Here is a 15,755-nt window from a genome sequence, read left to right on the forward strand (position 1 = left end):
ACACTTGAATATCAAAACTTTGGCTATCAATGCATTGGTAGCGGCTGCTTATGTCGCTTTATCCTTAATTGCGGCACCGATTGCCTTCTCGAACATTCAGTTTCGTATACCTGAGATGTTTAACCATCTCATCGTTTTCAACAAAAAATACTTTTTCGGCATTATATTAGGTGTTCTTTTGACGAACCTATTCTCGCCAACTGGGGTATATGACCTGGTATTTGGAGTGGCACATTCGGCTCTATCGCTTGGAATTGTTATCTTTTTTGCCTATTTTATTAAACATAAACTGACACTGCTTGTGATTAACACACTTGTCTTTACGTTTAATATGTTTATCATTGCTTTTCAGCTTTATCTGGCAGCTGATTTACCGTTTCTTTTAACATGGCTGACAACAGCTGTAGGCGAATTTGGCATTATGGCGATCGGTATTCCGGTCATGTATGCTTTGAATAAAAAATTAAATTTTAATCAGCTTATGGAAAGGCGTTAATAAAAACCCAGTTCAGGACAATACCTGGACTGGGTTTTTTATAACAGTTTAAACGTCTTGAGCGTATGAATCATCTGGTGTTTTACTTAAAATTACATGGATGCTTGTGTTGGTAAGACTGTTATTTGAAAATGACAGGTTCTCGTCACCGTTCACAAAAAAGACGTCACCTTGGACAGCGGGCGTAATGCTGCCATCAAAGGTAAATTCTCCTTCGCCTTCAATGACGTGCAAATGAACATTAGAGCCAGGATGTTTATGTTCTGGAAGCTTTTGGCCGGGCTTAAAGTTCAAAACGAAAACAGTGTCTTTGTTCTCTTTGTAGATGACACGCTTAGTAAAACGGTCATCATTGTATTCCATATACTGTTGAATATTTTCTTGCTTCATCTGTGATTCCTCCTTCTTTAAAATGGTGTACCCGTTTAAGGGTATTGGTATTCACGTCTCCTAGTATACGCGATCCATTGGTTGTGATCTCTTACTCGATAAAATTTTGGTAGAACGAAAACACCCAAAAATGTTCTTCTGTCGGCTTCAACCAGGCAGCCTTTTGAGGCGGATCCAACAATGTTTGAGAAAATGGAAGAGATCGCGCGCAGCAATCCTGAAACCGACTTTTACATGGGTGGCGATGGCGTACAATCTCATTTATGAATCAGGCTGGATTTCCTTCACAGAAGATATTCATGAAGTTATTCAATAAGTAAGTCATTAACACCGTTTCTCAAACATATGTATATGAGTGGAATTTAAATATGCTGAGAGGACAGGTGAATACATCATGGATGAGTCTTCAAACAACAGGAAACACCATGCCAAAGACGAAAAGGATGAGCAACTGGAGCAGTATCGTGAGCAAAATACAGGCGGTGATATGACAAGTGACGCCGGTATGAAAATATCTAATGACAGATGGTCGTTACGTGCTGGCAAACGGGGGCCAACACTGTTTCAGGACTTTCATTTTTATAAAAAACAATCGCATTTTAACAGAGAGCGCATACCGGAAAAGGTTGTCCATGCAAGAGGTGACGGGGCGTATGGGGAGTTTGAACTTTATAAATCAATGAAGCATGTGACAAAGGCGCACTTTTTGCAAGAGCCAGGTTGCAAAACGCCTGTATTTGTGCGTTTTTCTACTTTTATAGGCAGTAAAGGGGCAAAGGACACAGCTATAGACATACGCGGATTCGCAACGAAATTTTATACCCAGGAAGGCAACTATGACATGCTGGGGCTTTCGTTCGCGATTTTCGCCATTATGGATGCGATGAAATTCTCTGATTTAACACATGCGGTAAAACCAAATCCGCGTACAGGTGTGCCACAAGCGACCGTGGCTCATGATAATGCTTGGGATTACATCACAAGCAATCAGGAAATTGCTCATTTTGTGATGTGGCTGATGTCCAATCGCGGTCGGCCAAGAAGCTGGCGCATGATGGAAGGGTATCCCGTCAATACATTCCGGTTGATCAATGATCAGGGCAAATCTACCTTTGTCCGATTTGTGTGGAAACCGGTGCTCGGTGTCCATTCGCTGTTGCTTGACGAGGCTAATATTATTGGTGGTGTGGACCCTGACTTTCATAGACGTGATTTGCATGATGCTATTCGGAAAGGGGCCTATCCCGAGTATGAACTGGGTGTCCAGCTGATTGCTGAGGAAGATGAATTTAAATACGACTTCGACATCCTGGATGACACGAAGTTCTGGCCGGAAAATGTGATCCCTGTTGAGATCATCGGTAAAATGACATTGAATCGGTTGGTTGATAATCATTTTGCGGAAGAAGAGCAGTCTTCATTTGACCCGTCCACCCTTGTGCCGGGGATTGACTTTTCCAATGATCCTGTCCTGCAGGGAAGGTCTTTTGCCTATAGGGATACGGATTATCATAGGCTGGGTACTGCGAACATCAACCAAATTCCAGTCAATAAACCGATTGTTGAAACAAACTTCAACCAAAGAGAAGGCGTTGCCCGTCACCGCATTGATGTTGATTCTGTCCATTATCATGAGAATGCCTTAGCTGACAATACCCCTTCAGAAACACCTCCCGAAAAGGGCGGGTATGCGCATTATCCAGAAAAGGTTGAGGGCCATAAAACAAGAGAGAGACCAAGTGAATCGTACTTTGACTTCTTTTCGCAGCCAAGGCTCTTCTGGAACAGTATGTCCTCGGTTGAAAAGCAGCATATCGTTGAAACGTTCATTTTTCATCTTGGGTATGTTCAAAGTGAAATGGTCAGGCAAAAAGTTGTAGATATGTTTGCGAATGTGGATCAGGAGATGGCGGCGGCGATCGCTGCTGATGTGGGTGTGAATCCGCCAAGCCATGGAAATGTCCCTGTGTCAAAAAGCTCTCCGGTTCTCAGTGAGTCTAATTCACCGAGTTATGCTTATACACGCAAAGTGGGAATCTTAATTGCGGATGGCTTTAATGGTGAGGAAGTCAGGCGGACGCTGGATGCCTTTAAGCAGCACGGCGTGTTTACCGAGGTGGTCAGCAGCAAGCTTGGTCCGATTAAGGGGTCTGATGGCACAACGGTTAAAGCAGAAAAAACGTTTGTTTCAACATATTCTGTTCTGTATGATGCTCTTTATATTGTCGGTGGGAGCACGCACAACCAGGCCAATTTTGATCACCATGTGAAACATTTTATGAATGAAGCCTACAAACATTATAAACCGATTGGCATCGCCACAACTGCGCAGAATTACCTTCAAACCTCCCAGGCAAACAACCTGGCTGGCGTTGTGTTTGCAGCAAACAATCCCGACTTCGCTAAGGACTTTGTAGCAGCGATTGCAAAAGCAAGGTTTTGGGATCGGAAATAGAAAAGAATATGATCAAAAGCAGAGAAAACGGCAAAAGTGCTCATATGACGAGCGCTTTTGCCGTTTTGGATCATTCGAGAAAACACGCCGCTTTTCGAGGAGGCTATGTTATATCGGCGATTTCGGCAGGGATATCGGCGTTTTTGCGACGTATATCGGCGAAATCACCTTATTTATCGGCGATTTGATGAATATATCGGCGAATCCCATTTAATGCGTCAAAACTTAATGGGACGATGACACCATCGCAAATATCTTCAGCGTGTGAGGGGGATTGATCAGTTGTGTTCGGGTCGTTTTTCACACAACAGCAATGCCAGTGTTGCGATGGGGCCGAGGAGTAATGACAGCAGAAACCAGTTCAGTCCGCTTCTGTTCTTCCCCTGGGCGAGTCCGGCATTAATTAATGACAAGGTGCCCCACCCTACAAAATAACCGTCGTTCATCTGTTTCACACTCCTCTTGAACTATTATATCGATATGTATGCAATTATAATAACAGAAATTTTCCTCTTTCACATATCCCTTGAATTAACTTGAAATTAATGGAATCTATCCGATATGATTAATAGGTCAAAAGAATGAGAGTCTATTGAGATTACATAAAGTTTGTCAAAAAGGAGTAGGGCGGATGGATGAGATGATCAAAGTGATTGTGTGCCAACTGGACAACCAGACATATGGGGTAGACGTGCAGCATGTGTTATCAATTGAAGAAATGACCTCTTTAACCCCTGTGCCAAAAGCATCTGAGTTTATCAAAGGGATTCTTTATCTGCGGGGAGATATGATTCCTGTGATTGATTTAAAAGAAAGGCTTGAAATCAGAGGACAGAAGAATGCATCCACTCAACGGATTGTTATAGTGATGCTGGATGATGTTCAAGCCGGCTTTATTGTTGACGCAGCGACAGATGTAATTGATATTGAGACGTCAACAATCGAGGAGGCACCTGAATTACTGGGGAGTATTGACAAGACATTTATTCAAGGTGTGGCTAAGCGCGAGAATGACATACTGATCTTGCTGGATCTTGTCAAAGTTCTTAATTTCGAGGAAACCAATGAAGTGAAGCAGCTTGAAGAAGATCTATCGGAAGCACAGGAAACCAATTGATATAGAAGTGGATTAACAGGGGGATACATCATGAGAAAGATATTTAATTTTAAAAGTGTGCGGACGAAAATTCTATTTGGTTTTGGCGTTGTCATCGTCTTGGCCGTTGCCATTATGAGTTTGGCTTTTTTGGCTTTCAGTGATATTAGCGAAGAAACAGAGGCCATTGTGGAAGATCAGTTACCCCTGATCAAAGCAGGTGAAGGCGTAACATTGAATATGTCTGAATCAAATGCCCTTTTAAGAGGTTATTTTATTTATAAAGATGATTCAATTAAAGAAACTTTACGCGATGCTCTTGATGAAGGGGAACAATTGGAAAAACAGTATATGAAAATGACGGATGACCCCGAAGCGAAAGCATTATTTGCACAAAAGGAAGAATGGGAAGGGCTGGTGCAAAAAGCTATACGGGATATCGATTTCGGTTATCAGGATAGTGTCAGTTCCCTTATGTCTGAAATGAAGCCCATGTCAGATGAAATTATGGTCGGTTTTAAAGAACTGTCTGATCGGGAAATGGCTGCAATCGAATCGGCTGGCGAGGGTGTGCAGTCCACTTTAAAAGATGCTTCCTTTGTCATACTTGTGATCGCTATTGTGGTGCTGCTGGTCAGCATCATTATGGCGTTTATAACTTCCCGCGCCATTACCAAGCCTGTTAAAACAGTGGTGGAACGCATGAGTGCTTTGGCTCAGGGGGATCTCAGCCAAGAGCCGCTTACGACGCGTTCACGAGATGAGATTGCCGAACTGGTCCATGCCACAAACACCATGAATGCAAATAATCGCGAATTGATGCAGCATATTGCTTCTGTGTCAGAAACTGTATCGACTCAAAGTAAAGATCTGAACCAATCCGCCTATGAGGTGAAATCAGGCAACGAACAGATTGCGTCTACAATGGAGGAGCTTTCAACAGGTGCCGAAACCCAGGCTAACAGTGCAGGTGAACTCGCAAGTGTGATGAATTCATTTGCCGATAAAATTGAAGCAGCTCATCAGCATGGGGCACAGATTGAAGAACGTTCTCAAAGTATGACAGACCTGAGCGGTGAAGGCCGTGACATGATGAGAGCTTCGACAGAACAGATGACACGTATTAATGACATAGTGAAGAACGCTGCGGAAAAAATGCATGATCTGGATCAGAAATCCCGTCAAATTTCCACACTTGTTCAAGTGATCAATGATATTGCTGATCAAACGAACTTGCTGGCGCTAAATGCTGCCATTGAAGCTGCGCGTGCAGGAGAGCATGGAAAAGGGTTTGCGGTGGTTGCGGATGAGGTTCGTAAACTAGCTGAACAGGTCAGTCATTCTGCTGAAGATATTACGGGGATTGTCACGGATATCCAAACAGAATCCCAGTCAATGACCGTTTCTCTTAATGACGGGTTTTCTGAAGTGGAGCAGGGCACGAAGCAGATTGAATCCACTGGCAGTACCTTTGAAGAGATTCGGTCTGGTTTGTCTGGCATGGTTGAAGCCATTCATACGATATCAGATCATTTGGATGATATCGCTGGTGGTGGTCAGCAGATGAATACTGCTGTGGAAGATATTGCATCTGTTTCAGAAGAATCTGCTGCCGGTGTTGAAGAGGCAGCTGCTTCTGCTCAACAAGCAAGCAGCTCCATGGACGAAGTAGCCACAAGCGCCCAACAGCTCGCACATTCCGCTGAAGAACTAAACGGACTGCTGCAGCGGTTTAAACTATAACCCTAAAAACCCATTACAACCGCACTGCGTCAACGTGGATATTTCATTCAGCAAAAATCTTATATCTATAAACGTTTCAAGCCTATAATGCATAATAGATACAAACTGCGAACTAATGAAAATTTGAATGACTGCTTCTGGCAACTAACCACATTGAGAGTATCGTGATTTGCACTCCGGGAAGTCGCTTTCCGCGGGCACGGCCTCAGCCTCCTCGCGGAAAGACCACCGCTGTGGGGTCTTCGGACTCGTGCTGTTCCCGCAGGAGTCGACTTCCCTCCGCTCCAATCACTATATGTTAATGTGGTGCTTGGACGGTTCTGCTCAAAATTCAAGTAAGAACGTAACCGCTTCTTTAGTAGTTAGTACTAGGTCCACATATGCATATTAATTCGATTTATGCGTAACCACGGCTTACTTATGAGCATTTATTTCCGGTTATAAGTGATTTCAGCTCCTATATGCGCATTCGCACCTCCAACCGTTCTGCTTACGCAAGAGAAAGAAGGTGAGCATTCCACACCTAGCTCGGGGAAAACACGGAGACTCCCGTGGGAGCAAAAGCCTAGATGAGACCCACAGCGCGCAGCGCGAGGAGGCTCATCAGCGCCCACTGGACGCGGAGTGTTTTCCCCGAGCGGTTGCCAGTGGCAGTCATAAGTTAGTTCGCAGTTTACTTATATTGCGTCTTTGAGGATGGTGTACGTTATGCGAAAAACCCCTGTCACTACAGACAGGGGGCTTTTGTGTGTTTGTGTTATTGTTCTGTGACGGCTTCTCGTTCTTTTTGGCGTTTGTGGGCCAGGAAGATGCGTTTTGATATTAGGGTTTGAACGATGATGAACAAGCCGCCGACTGCCCAATACAATGGAAGGGCCGCTGGTGCATTTAAAGAAACGAACCCGATCATAATCGGAGAAATCAGCCCAATCATGGCCATTTGTTTCTTCTGCTGAGGGTCAAGCCCGATTTGTGAAACTCTGAATTGCAGGAAGTAAATGATCACAGCAAGGGCCGTTAACAGCAAATCGGTTTCGCCAAGATTAAACCAAAGAAAATTGTGTGTTGCAATTTCCGGGGTTTTGCGAATGGCATAATAAAAACCGATTAATATCGGAAACTGAATCAGCATGGGCAAACAGCCTGCCATTGAGGCCAGCGGATTGAAATTGTGTTTCTGATACAGCTGCATCGTTTCCTGCTGCATTTTCATTTGGGACTCTTTATCTTTCTTGCCTTTATATTTCTTTTGGATTTCGTCTAATTCAGGTTTGATGAATTTCATTTTGTCTTGCATTTCCAGACTGCTTCTTGTCTGTTTCAGCATAAACGGCATAACCGCCAGACGTATGAGAAGCGTAATAATGATAATCGCCAGTCCATAACTGTCATTTAAAAAATGGGCCAGACCTTTAATCAAGACTGAGAATGTGTAGACAAAATAATGGTTAAACCAGCCTTCAGTGTCTGAATTGATTGGTTCGTTCAGATCTGTACAGCCCGTCAGGACAAGCAGTAACAGGAGTCCGATCAGACCGTATTTTTTAACGAGCGTGAATATAGATGAGTGTTGCATAATAGTCCTCCTTGTATTTTCCGAGTTGGGTTGGAAATCAAGAGGACTTGGTCATCTCTATCATCATCAGGCGCATCTATTCGCTTGAAGATGTGTGTGAGTCTTGTTTGAATGCTCATGTTTTCTGTGAATGGCTGCTGGGAAAATACCGTGTTTTCATAGATCCCGGGGCTTTTCCTAAAATGCAACCGTTGTTTGATTGAAACAGGCTTGTGCATGTGGATGAGCTTCACAGCTCCCGCAGCAGCCCAGAACATACTGATATAAAAGTAAAACGGTGATGTGTCATTTAAAATTTCATTCAGCAACTCAATAAGCATCTATATTCACCTCCTTCGATTTAAGCTATAAATCATATTATATCATAGAATGAAAGCTTTCTTCGAGATTTCCTTCAATGCCGAGTGGACAAAATAACAACATTTTTGTGAACATATGGGAACTTGGTCGAGATTGGTTGGCGTTTGGATAGAATCGTGATATATTTATACATGTATGCACTGTTCTATTGCTGTTAATTATAAGGAGCTGCAATTAATGAATAAAATTGAAACCTTATCGACTGAAACAAATCAGATCAGCCAGGGAAAGCAGGATGTGGGGATGATACTGACAGACTTGAAATCTTTGTTTAAAGGACTTGTATTGGTCTTGAATGTGCTGCCAGTGGTAGTAGGTTTTTGGCTGGCAATTTATTTTACAACAGGCACTTTTTCAGGACAATGGGAGACATTTTTTCTAACCATTATTGGAAGTACGCTAGTGATGGCCGGTGCACTTGCGCTGAATAATTGGTATGAAGTGGATCTTGACCAGAAGATGGAACGCACGCAAGCACGCCCGACTGTAACTGGCAATTTTAATATGAAAACTGTTCTTTATATAGGGATCGGGTTAAGTGCTGCCGGGATGCTCCTGCTTTTATTTACGACTCTTGAAGCGGCTGTTTATGGGTTGATCGGCTGGTTTACGTATGTGGTTTTGTACACGTTCTGGTCGAAACGGAAGTATACATTGAACACAATCATTGGAAGTGTGTCTGGTGCGGTGACGCCGCTTATCGGCTGGGCAGCAGTAGATTCGGCTTTTCATATTGTGCCGATCACACTGGCATTGATTATTTTCGTTTGGCAAGTGCCACATACATTTGCGATTGCGATTAAAAGACATGATGAATATAAAGCTGCAGGTGTGCCAATGCTTCCGGTCGTTTACGGATTTGATATTACGAAGCGGCAGATGCTGATTTATATTATCGCATTGTTCCCATTGCCATTTTTTGTAGTGGGGCAGATCGGTGGGCTTTTTGCAGCAGTTGCTTCGGTACTGAACATAGCCTGGATTATGCTTTCGGTTAAAGGGTTCAAAGCAAAAGATAACCGGGCCTGGGCCCAGCGCATGTTTATATACTCACTAGCCTATCTTACAACCGTATTATTACTTATGTTTATCGTCACAGTTCCTTCGTTTAGTTAAAGAATTTAAATAAACCCACACAAAAACCTCCGGAGACGGAGGTTTTTGTGTTTCAATATGAAGGGTGTTTTATGTGATTTTCCGATATATGGGTCTAAGTCGCCGATATAGGTGTCAAAATTTCCGATATAACACACAGAATTCCGATATCGACAGTGAAATTTCCGATATATTAGTTGAACGTCAAATATATTTGGAAAAGCACAGTGCAAAAGGTGTTTGTTATTTGCCGAGTATTGTCTTGACCTGATCCATCAGTGCAGGGTCAAGGGGATGGTTGAATGCGCCGCTGGTGCGGACGCCTGAGCCGATGTGATAATCTTGGGCGCCGACTTGCTTATGCAGTTCGGCCAGGTTGTCTGTGTTGATTCCGCTCCCGGGCATGATCCGGGGGCCGCCTGTTGCTTCTGACAAGGCGACCAATTGTTTGAGTTCGTTCGCTGCTTCCGTGGACTTGTCTTTTCCGCCTGAAGTGAGAATGCGTGAGACATGCGGCGTGTATTTTACCAGTGTATGATAGGCTTCTGTTAGATCGTCTGTCTGATCGAACGCGCGATGAAAGGTGATGTCCATATCAGGGGCAAGTTCTATCACGCGGGAAAGCAGTGACTCGTCGATCTTTCCCGCCTCTGTTAAACAGCCAAAAACGATATGGGTTCCGCCCAGCTGCTGGATCATTTGAACATCTTCTGCAATGGCTTCTGCATCTTCGTCATCGTACACAAACCCGTAAGCGTGGGGGCGGACCATGACGTGTACGGGCAGTGGTGCGCCTGGAAGGATGCGTTTAAGGGTTCCGTAGCTTGGTGTCAGACCGCCAGCCTCCATAGCGCTGACGAGCTCTACGCGTGATGCGCCGAGTTGTGCGGCTTGTGCGGTGTCTTGCTTGTTTAGTGTAATCACTTCAATGTTCATTTTCTGTCACCTCGTATTGTTAGTCGCTTTTTACATTCGGTAAGGGGGCTTTCTTGACAATGCGTCCTTTTCTTCCTTGCGTTGTTTCAGCATGCAAGAGTGCATTCATAATCGAGGCTTCCGTTGTTTCGACGGCTGCTTGAAACAGTTTGTCCATTAGAGGGTTATCGTCTGGGATAAAATGCATCTTTTCTGTGCTGCCAGAGCCTCGACTGACAGTTTGAGCGGTCGAAAAAGCGATGGCAATATCGCCGCTGCCATTGGCAATGATGCTGCCGGTACGAGCCAAACCTGCGCCAGACCGTTTGGCGAGACGCTTAAGCTGGCGATCATAGAGCGGTGCGTCGGTTGCCAGGATGATCATGATGGAACCATCGGGCATCTTTGTGTCCTGAGGGGTCCAATCGGCAAACAAGGCATGTTCAGGCTTTCCGAAGTTCGTCAGCACCAGGCACCCGACGGTATAAGCGTGTTCATCTGTTTCTGCGAGTCGTGAAGCGGATCCGATTCCACCTTTAAACCCAAAGCAGACCATCCCTTTGCCAGCTCCGACTGCGCCTTGTTCAACTGAGCCGGCATGAGCATTTTCGATGGCGGATATGGCGTGCTCTGGTCTCACAGCCATGTTGCGCATGCTGTTCAAATAGCTGTCATTGCATTCACCTGTCACAACATTAAGAGAACTGGCAGTGTCCCGATGGTTTCATTTTGATCAAACATGTATTGCAGCGTGCCTTCCAGGACTGCGCCCACACTAAACGTATTCGTCAACATAATCGGCGCTTCCAGCAAACCGAGTTCGTCCAGCTGGACCAATCCGGTTGTTTTGCCAAAGCCGTTGATGACATGTGCGGCAGCAGGTACCTTATGTTCGAATAAGTCTTTTCCATGCGGCATGATTGCAGTAACACCTGTGCATATGGCATCAGTGCCGTTTAACGTGTCTTCAAGCGTAACATGGCCCACTTTCACGTCGGAAACATCTGTTAAACTGTTCGACGGGCCTTTTTTTAGTGTCATTGACGTGATTCCCCTTCAGCCTGTATTCCTATGATCAGCTTATCACCCATGCACGCAAATGGGAAATGATCATGAATGAAAGCGGCTGATACAGACATATATATGCAGTGTACAGGCTGATTTCATATATGCAGGGGGTTTTGTCGTGTGGAATGAATTTAAGGAATTTGCTGTCAGAGGGAATGTGATGGATCTTGCCATAGCAGTGGTGATCGGGGCTGCTTTTGGTAAGGTTGTATCGTCTCTGGTGGAAAACATAATGACACCGCTGCTCAGTCTCGTGCTGGATGTTGTCGATGTGTCCCATTTGTTTTTCACCATTGGGCATACAGACATTCTTTACGGTGAGTTTATGCAATCCATTCTTGACTTTGTGTTTATTTCGATGGCGACCTTTTTTCTAGTACGCCTCATTAATCGTTTTAGAAAAGAAGAAGAGAAGAAGGCTAAAACGAAAGAAAACCCAGAAGTAAAAGTTTTGAAAGAGATTCGAGAGCTTTTGAAACAAGACCAGAAACCGACGCATGTAAGCCAGAAACACATGGTTATCAATATTGCTGGTCGAAAAGATGAGCACAACCGGACACTATAGCGTACAGTCAAGCGGTTAGATAACGTTTGGAAGCTCAATCGTGATAGAATGGCAGAGAGGTTCTGATACAATCCAAAAAATTAAACAGGCTTTCATCAAATTTTCATAAACGTGTTTTATAATAAGGCTGAATGCGTGTTTCGGGAGGAAGATTTATGCCAGCAGCCTGGGTGTTGAAATCAATTGCCGTATTAGCCGGCAGTATTGCAGCGGGTTTTGTATTTTATATGTTGTTGAGTGCACTCGGCAAACAAGAGCGCAAACAGATGATGGAGGATGTGCTCGGAAGTATCATTAATTTCATTATTTACATATGGCTGGGGAAAATTTTGCTGAACCTGCCGACCATGTTCGGTGATCCGTTTGCTGTCTTGGCCTATCCGAGTGATTCCAAAGCGTTTTATCTGGCAACACTTTTCAGTGCCGTGCATATCGCTATCAAAGTGTACAAGGGCAAGCTGAACGCTTGGTCACATCTGCACGCATTGTTGTACGTTTTGGTTGGTGCGATGTTTACATTTGAGTTTATTGGCATGGCTACAGAGGATGGGGACAGCATTGGGGAGTTTGGCCCTGTTGTTTGTGCTGTTGTTGCTGATGGTGTTTCTGCATAATCGCATGGCGAAAGCGTTGCAGGTGCCATTGTATATGTTTGTATGGGGGCAGGCTATTTGGTCTTGAGTCTGAGCCTTTCTTATGTCGCCGTTTTTGATTATATGCTTGCCTGGTGGTACTTTGCCATAATGGCTGCTGGCGGCGGCATCATGTTTGTTTTGAGTTTTAGAAAGAAGGTGTCTGTATGACAGGAGCAGCGGATTTATCTATATGGTTAGCGCTTGGTGCAGGGATGTTATCTTTTCTGTCACCATGTACACTGCCGATTTTTCCGGCTTATTTATCTTATATTACCGGGGTGAGTGTTAAAGAGCTGCAGGGGAGTAAGGACGTTAAGATTCGCAGTAAGCTGCTTGTGCATTCGGTCTTTTTCCTGATTGGTGTCTCTTTGGTGTTTATCGGACTTGGTGTTGGTGTGTCCTTTCTTGGCTCGTGGATTCAAGGGTTGATGACTGGTGCATCAGGTGTGTTATTGCAGCGGGTTGCCGGGATCTTTATTATTGTCATGGGTCTTTTTGTGGGCGGCTGGCTGAATATCGGCGCATTTATGAAAGAGAAACGCATGAAGGTAACGAAAAAGCCTGTTGGCTACTTAGGAACGATTTTTGTCGGCGTCGGATTTGCGGCTGGATGGACGCCTTGTATCGGACCGATCTTCGCCTCTATCCTATTTCTGGCTGCAAGCAATCCGGGACAGGGCACATTGTATACGATTATGTATGTGATCGGGTTCGCTCTGCCATTCTTGATTCTAACCTTTTTCATTGGATCATCACGCTGGATTGTGCGATACAGCGGAATCATCATGAAAGTCGGCGGCGTGGTTATGATCATCATGGGTGTGCTGTTATTTACAGGACAGCTGACACGGATTTCAGAAGTGCTTCTGGACCTTGTTGAAGATACTTGGCTTGGGAATCTGGGCTAAACTGGGAGGAATTTAACGATGAAAAAAGCAATTATCGTGATTGTGATTGCCGCGATGTTCGGCTATGCAATATATGAATTTGTTGGCAGTTCAGGCGCGGACACAGGCGGTGAAACGTTTGATGAGAGTGAATATGATGTCGGTTTAGAGGTTGGCAATCTGGCGCCTGACTTTGAACTGACAACCCTTGAAGGGGAGAACCGCAAAAGCTGTCTGATTTCCGCGGTGAGCGTGTCTTTCTGAATTTCTGGGCTTCCTGGTGCGGCCCGTGCCGCTCGGAAATGCCGGATATGGAGAAGCTTCATAACGAAAAAGACGTCCAAATTCTGGCGGTGAATTTAACCCAAACCGAGAATAACCGTGAAAATGTCGAGAACTTCGTGGATGAATACGGATTGACTTTTAAAATTTTAATGGATGAAGAGACAACGGTTGCGAATAAATATCAAATCCAGCCGATCCCGACAACGTTCCTGATTGATTCTAATGGTTTGATTCACCGAAAAGCGATGGGTGCCTTAAATTATGAAATGATGGTTCAGGAATTGGATAAAATGGATTGATAACCTGACTTGAAACCGAGGTGGCCGCAATGAAACAAACGATTATGGTTGTTGAAGATGATCGTATGATCCGGCATCTTATCAAGCTTTATCTGGAAAAACATGACTACCGTGTTGTGGAAGCGGCTGATGGCGAGGCAGCCAAAACCGTCTTCCTCGATCACCGTCCATGTCTTGTGATTTTGGACTTAATGCTTCCCAAAGTAAGTGGGGAAGCATTTTGTCGTTGGATGAAAGACGTCGCTGAAGATGATGTGGCCATTATCATGCTGTCTGCCAAAGTTCAGACCGAGGATAAAATAGCCGGACTGAAAATGGGGGCTGACGGGTATATGACAAAACCGTTTGAACCGGAAGAACTGATCGCCCAGGTTGAAGCTGTTTTAAGGCGGACAGGTCAATTCTGCCAAAAGGTTGTCCATGACGGGTTATGTCTGATGCCGCGGAAGGGACGGGTGCTGCTTTATGATCAAGAGCTGGATTTGACCAAACATGAATTTACGCTTTTGTATCATTTTATGCAGCAGCCGAATGTTGTCTTTTCCAGGGAAGCACTGATGGATGAACTGTATCCCCACGAAGAAACGGCTGTTTTGGACCGGACGATTGATGCCCATATCAAAAAGCTGCGCAGCAAAATTGAGAAAGAGCCATCACAGCCGAAACGGATTGTGACCGTTAGAGGGATGGGGTATAAATATGCGACTGATTAACCGATTCCTGCCCCACAGTCTGATTGGGCGGCTGACATTCATGAACGTTGGCGTGATTGCGGTGGTGATCATCGCGAGCAGCTGGGGTGTTTATAATACGGCTTGTTTTTTGGCAGAAGGGCTTGGAGGCTTGGATGAGCAGCGGCAGCTTATGTTCAACCGGACACTGGCGAATTATTTAATTACCTTTATCATCACGTCACTGATCGCTGGCGGTGTGCTCCATTTTTATTTAACGAAAAAGCTGATTAAGCCGGTCCGCGAATTGCTGGAATCAACGAAGCAGCTCCGGGGCGGCCAATATCCTGAGCCACTGCCGGTAAATACGCGTGATGAGCTTGGCTTATTTGTCGAACAGTATAACGCACTGATTGCCCAGTTGAAAACAACCGAGGCACAACGAGTGAAACTGGTGCAGGATTTGTCCCACGAGTTTCGCACACCGCTTTCCAATTTAAATGGTTATTTAAATGCCCTCTCGAAAGGCGATATTGAGGGAGATCCGGAGTTATTTGCTTCCCTTCACGAAGAGGCAAAGCGGTTGACGTCCATGGTCGAGCAGTTGGACCGTTTAAAGGAATGGGACCAAGCTGCCCTGAGTCTCTCGTCAAAACGTGAACAGACCAACATGAAAGACTTGATCCATCAATGTGCAGTCATATTCGATTGGACCTTGAAGCAACAGGGATTGAACATGGAAATTTCCGCTTCTGAACAAGTGTTGTCCGTTCATCAAGAGGGAATTCAACAAGTTCTCAGCAACCTATTGGACAATGCCATTCGTTATTACGACGGAAGCGGCCCGATCAAAGTAGAAGGACAATGGCTGCACAATGCGTACCAGATTAGGGTGGCGGGTCCAAGTGCCCCCCTATCAGAAGAACAGCAAGAACATATATTTGAACGGTTTTACCGGTTAGACCCTTCACGCAGTCGTGACACTGGCGGGAGCGGCCTAGGCCTGTCCATTGCGCAGGAAATCGTGACACAGCACGGCGGCACGATTAAAGCAACTCACGACACAGGAACGACCACGGTGACGTTCACATTGCCAGACAGTAAAACAACACCTGAAATATAATTGTTTTAATGGAAATAACGCGCACCCTCCGTTAAAATCAATATAGTTAACACTTCTTATTCGCTCGGGGAAAACATGAAGACTCCTGTGGGATGC

19 protein-coding genes and 2 pseudogenes are annotated in these 15,755 nt (G+C 44.8%); 15 read left to right on the forward strand and 6 right to left on the reverse strand.

Annotated elements, in window-relative coordinates; translation table 11 throughout:
• Positions 1–4 precede the first annotated feature (4 nt).
• Positions 5–496 carry a QueT transporter family protein gene (locus JNUCC1_RS11445; protein ID WP_156645637.1) on the forward strand — a complete coding sequence of 164 codons (492 nt, stop codon included), beginning with the start codon at positions 5–7 and terminating at the stop codon, positions 494–496.
• 48 nt (positions 497–544) lie between these two features.
• On the opposite strand, the gene JNUCC1_RS11450 is transcribed toward JNUCC1_RS11445, so the two are convergent.
• Complete coding sequence (locus tag JNUCC1_RS11450) at positions 545–886, reverse strand: cupin domain-containing protein (protein ID WP_156645638.1); 342 nt, start codon at positions 884–886, stop codon at positions 545–547.
• Positions 887–1,070: 184 nt separating this feature from the next.
• Between JNUCC1_RS11450 and JNUCC1_RS19055 the strand changes: the two genes are divergently transcribed.
• The 3 genes from JNUCC1_RS19055 (at position 1,071) to JNUCC1_RS18270 (ending at position 3,529) form a co-directional block, all read left to right on the forward strand.
• Complete coding sequence (locus JNUCC1_RS19055) at positions 1,071–1,202, forward strand: hypothetical protein (RefSeq protein WP_269448170.1); 132 nt, start codon at positions 1,071–1,073, stop codon at positions 1,200–1,202.
• Positions 1,203–1,280: 78 nt separating this feature from the next.
• Positions 1,281–3,341, forward strand: coding sequence for a catalase (locus JNUCC1_RS11455; protein ID WP_156645639.1), 2,061 nt, complete (start codon positions 1,281–1,283; stop codon positions 3,339–3,341).
• Positions 3,342–3,349: 8 nt separating this feature from the next.
• Positions 3,350–3,529, forward strand: coding sequence for a hypothetical protein (locus JNUCC1_RS18270; RefSeq protein WP_197431720.1), 180 nt, complete (start codon positions 3,350–3,352; stop codon positions 3,527–3,529).
• A gap of 90 nt (positions 3,530–3,619) precedes the next feature.
• Here the strand turns inward: JNUCC1_RS18270 and JNUCC1_RS18275 are convergent, their stop codons facing one another.
• Positions 3,620–3,787: a hypothetical protein gene (locus JNUCC1_RS18275; RefSeq protein WP_197431721.1), complete on the reverse strand. Its 168-nt coding sequence runs from the start codon at positions 3,785–3,787 to the stop codon at positions 3,620–3,622.
• Between the two features lie 185 nt (positions 3,788–3,972).
• On the opposite strand from JNUCC1_RS18275, the gene JNUCC1_RS11460 reads away from it, so the two are divergent.
• Complete coding sequence (locus JNUCC1_RS11460) at positions 3,973–4,458, forward strand: chemotaxis protein CheW (protein ID WP_156645640.1); 486 nt, start codon at positions 3,973–3,975, stop codon at positions 4,456–4,458.
• 30 nt (positions 4,459–4,488) lie between these two features.
• Positions 4,489–6,180 (forward strand): methyl-accepting chemotaxis protein, encoded by a 1,692-nt coding sequence (locus JNUCC1_RS11465; protein WP_156645641.1) that lies wholly within the window; start codon positions 4,489–4,491, stop codon positions 6,178–6,180.
• A gap of 757 nt (positions 6,181–6,937) precedes the next feature.
• On the opposite strand, the gene yidC is transcribed toward JNUCC1_RS11465, so the two are convergent.
• Both yidC and JNUCC1_RS11475 read right to left on the reverse strand, forming a co-directional pair.
• A complete protein-coding gene (yidC, locus tag JNUCC1_RS11470) occupies positions 6,938–7,756 on the reverse strand; it encodes a membrane protein insertase YidC (protein WP_156645642.1) in 819 nt (272 codons plus the stop codon).
• Positions 7,711–8,076, reverse strand: a complete 366-nt coding sequence (locus JNUCC1_RS11475) for a hypothetical protein (RefSeq protein WP_156645643.1) — start codon at positions 8,074–8,076, stop codon at positions 7,711–7,713. The genes yidC and JNUCC1_RS11475 overlap by 46 nt, the downstream gene beginning before the upstream one ends.
• 217 nt (positions 8,077–8,293) lie before the next feature.
• Here JNUCC1_RS11475 and cyoE point away from each other — a divergent pair, with 217 nt between their 5' ends.
• A complete protein-coding gene (cyoE, locus tag JNUCC1_RS11480) occupies positions 8,294–9,232 on the forward strand; it encodes a heme o synthase (RefSeq protein ID WP_156645644.1) in 939 nt (312 codons plus the stop codon).
• A 222-nt stretch (positions 9,233–9,454) separates the two neighbouring features.
• On the opposite strand, the gene JNUCC1_RS11485 is transcribed toward cyoE, so the two are convergent.
• Together JNUCC1_RS11485 and JNUCC1_RS11490 are read right to left on the reverse strand one after the other, a co-directional pair.
• Positions 9,455–10,147: a copper homeostasis protein CutC gene (locus JNUCC1_RS11485; RefSeq protein ID WP_156645645.1), complete on the reverse strand. Its 693-nt coding sequence runs from the start codon at positions 10,145–10,147 to the stop codon at positions 9,455–9,457.
• A 19-nt stretch (positions 10,148–10,166) separates the two neighbouring features.
• Positions 10,167–11,167 (reverse strand): annotated as a pseudogene (locus JNUCC1_RS11490) (DmpA family aminopeptidase).
• 145 nt (positions 11,168–11,312) lie between these two features.
• Here JNUCC1_RS11490 and mscL point away from each other — a divergent pair.
• The 8 genes and pseudogenes from mscL to JNUCC1_RS11520 all read left to right on the forward strand — a co-directional run.
• Positions 11,313–11,675, forward strand: a pseudogene (mscL, locus tag JNUCC1_RS11495) (large conductance mechanosensitive channel protein MscL); the annotation flags it as partial.
• A gap of 239 nt (positions 11,676–11,914) precedes the next feature.
• Entirely contained in the window at positions 11,915–12,373 is a 459-nt protein-coding gene (locus tag JNUCC1_RS11500) for a hypothetical protein (RefSeq protein ID WP_156645646.1), read from the forward strand.
• 42 nt (positions 12,374–12,415) lie between these two features.
• Complete coding sequence (locus JNUCC1_RS18280; protein ID WP_197431722.1) at positions 12,416–12,562, forward strand: hypothetical protein; 147 nt, start codon at positions 12,416–12,418, stop codon at positions 12,560–12,562.
• Complete coding sequence (locus tag JNUCC1_RS11505; RefSeq protein ID WP_156645647.1) at positions 12,559–13,302, forward strand: cytochrome c biogenesis CcdA family protein; 744 nt, start codon at positions 12,559–12,561, stop codon at positions 13,300–13,302. Before JNUCC1_RS18280 ends, JNUCC1_RS11505 begins: the two co-directional genes overlap by 4 nt.
• 18 nt (positions 13,303–13,320) lie before the next feature.
• Positions 13,321–13,545: a hypothetical protein gene (locus JNUCC1_RS19275; RefSeq protein WP_331713763.1), complete on the forward strand. Its 225-nt coding sequence runs from the start codon at positions 13,321–13,323 to the stop codon at positions 13,543–13,545.
• A complete protein-coding gene (locus tag JNUCC1_RS19280; protein ID WP_331713885.1) occupies positions 13,542–13,865 on the forward strand; it encodes a TlpA family protein disulfide reductase in 324 nt (107 codons plus the stop codon). The genes JNUCC1_RS19275 and JNUCC1_RS19280 overlap by 4 nt, the downstream gene beginning before the upstream one ends.
• Before the next feature lie 29 nt (positions 13,866–13,894).
• Positions 13,895–14,578 (forward strand): response regulator transcription factor, encoded by a 684-nt coding sequence (locus JNUCC1_RS11515; protein ID WP_156645648.1) that lies wholly within the window; start codon positions 13,895–13,897, stop codon positions 14,576–14,578.
• Positions 14,565–15,659, forward strand: a complete 1,095-nt coding sequence (locus JNUCC1_RS11520; protein ID WP_156645649.1) for a sensor histidine kinase — start codon at positions 14,565–14,567, stop codon at positions 15,657–15,659. The genes JNUCC1_RS11515 and JNUCC1_RS11520 overlap by 14 nt, the downstream gene beginning before the upstream one ends.
• Positions 15,660–15,755: the final 96 nt, after the last annotated feature.

Origin of the sequence: Lentibacillus sp. JNUCC-1 (assembly GCF_009741735.1) — a bacterium.
In the GTDB taxonomy this organism is placed as follows: Bacteria; Bacillota; Bacilli; order Bacillales; family Amphibacillaceae; genus Lentibacillus_B.

Bases quoted from the DNA above. Each gene is read 5' to 3' on its own strand.
- JNUCC1_RS11450 (WP_156645638.1), bottom strand. From the start codon at position 886: ATGAAGCAAGAAAATATTCAACAGTATATGGAATACAATGATGACCGT.
- JNUCC1_RS18275 (WP_197431721.1), bottom strand. From the start codon at position 3,787: ATGAACGACGGTTATTTTGTAGGGTGGGGCACCTTGTCATTAATTAAT.
- JNUCC1_RS11485 (WP_156645645.1), bottom strand. From the start codon at position 10,147: ATGAACATTGAAGTGATTACACTAAACAAGCAAGACACCGCACAAGCC.
- JNUCC1_RS11465 (WP_156645641.1), top strand. From the start codon at position 4,489: ATGAGAAAGATATTTAATTTTAAAAGTGTGCGGACGAAAATTCTATTT.
- yidC (WP_156645642.1), bottom strand. From the start codon at position 7,756: ATGCAACACTCATCTATATTCACGCTCGTTAAAAAATACGGTCTGATC.
- JNUCC1_RS11515 (WP_156645648.1), top strand. From the start codon at position 13,895: ATGAAACAAACGATTATGGTTGTTGAAGATGATCGTATGATCCGGCAT.
- JNUCC1_RS19275 (WP_331713763.1), top strand. From the start codon at position 13,321: ATGAAAAAAGCAATTATCGTGATTGTGATTGCCGCGATGTTCGGCTAT.
- JNUCC1_RS11500 (WP_156645646.1), top strand. From the start codon at position 11,915: ATGCCAGCAGCCTGGGTGTTGAAATCAATTGCCGTATTAGCCGGCAGT.
- JNUCC1_RS11455 (WP_156645639.1), top strand. From the start codon at position 1,281: ATGGATGAGTCTTCAAACAACAGGAAACACCATGCCAAAGACGAAAAG.
- JNUCC1_RS11520 (WP_156645649.1), top strand. From the start codon at position 14,565: ATGCGACTGATTAACCGATTCCTGCCCCACAGTCTGATTGGGCGGCTG.
- JNUCC1_RS11505 (WP_156645647.1), top strand. From the start codon at position 12,559: ATGACAGGAGCAGCGGATTTATCTATATGGTTAGCGCTTGGTGCAGGG.
- JNUCC1_RS11475 (WP_156645643.1), bottom strand. From the start codon at position 8,076: ATGCTTATTGAGTTGCTGAATGAAATTTTAAATGACACATCACCGTTT.
- JNUCC1_RS18280 (WP_197431722.1), top strand. From the start codon at position 12,416: ATGGGGGCAGGCTATTTGGTCTTGAGTCTGAGCCTTTCTTATGTCGCC.
- cyoE (WP_156645644.1), top strand. From the start codon at position 8,294: ATGAATAAAATTGAAACCTTATCGACTGAAACAAATCAGATCAGCCAG.
- JNUCC1_RS11460 (WP_156645640.1), top strand. From the start codon at position 3,973: ATGGATGAGATGATCAAAGTGATTGTGTGCCAACTGGACAACCAGACA.
- JNUCC1_RS18270 (WP_197431720.1), top strand. From the start codon at position 3,350: ATGATCAAAAGCAGAGAAAACGGCAAAAGTGCTCATATGACGAGCGCT.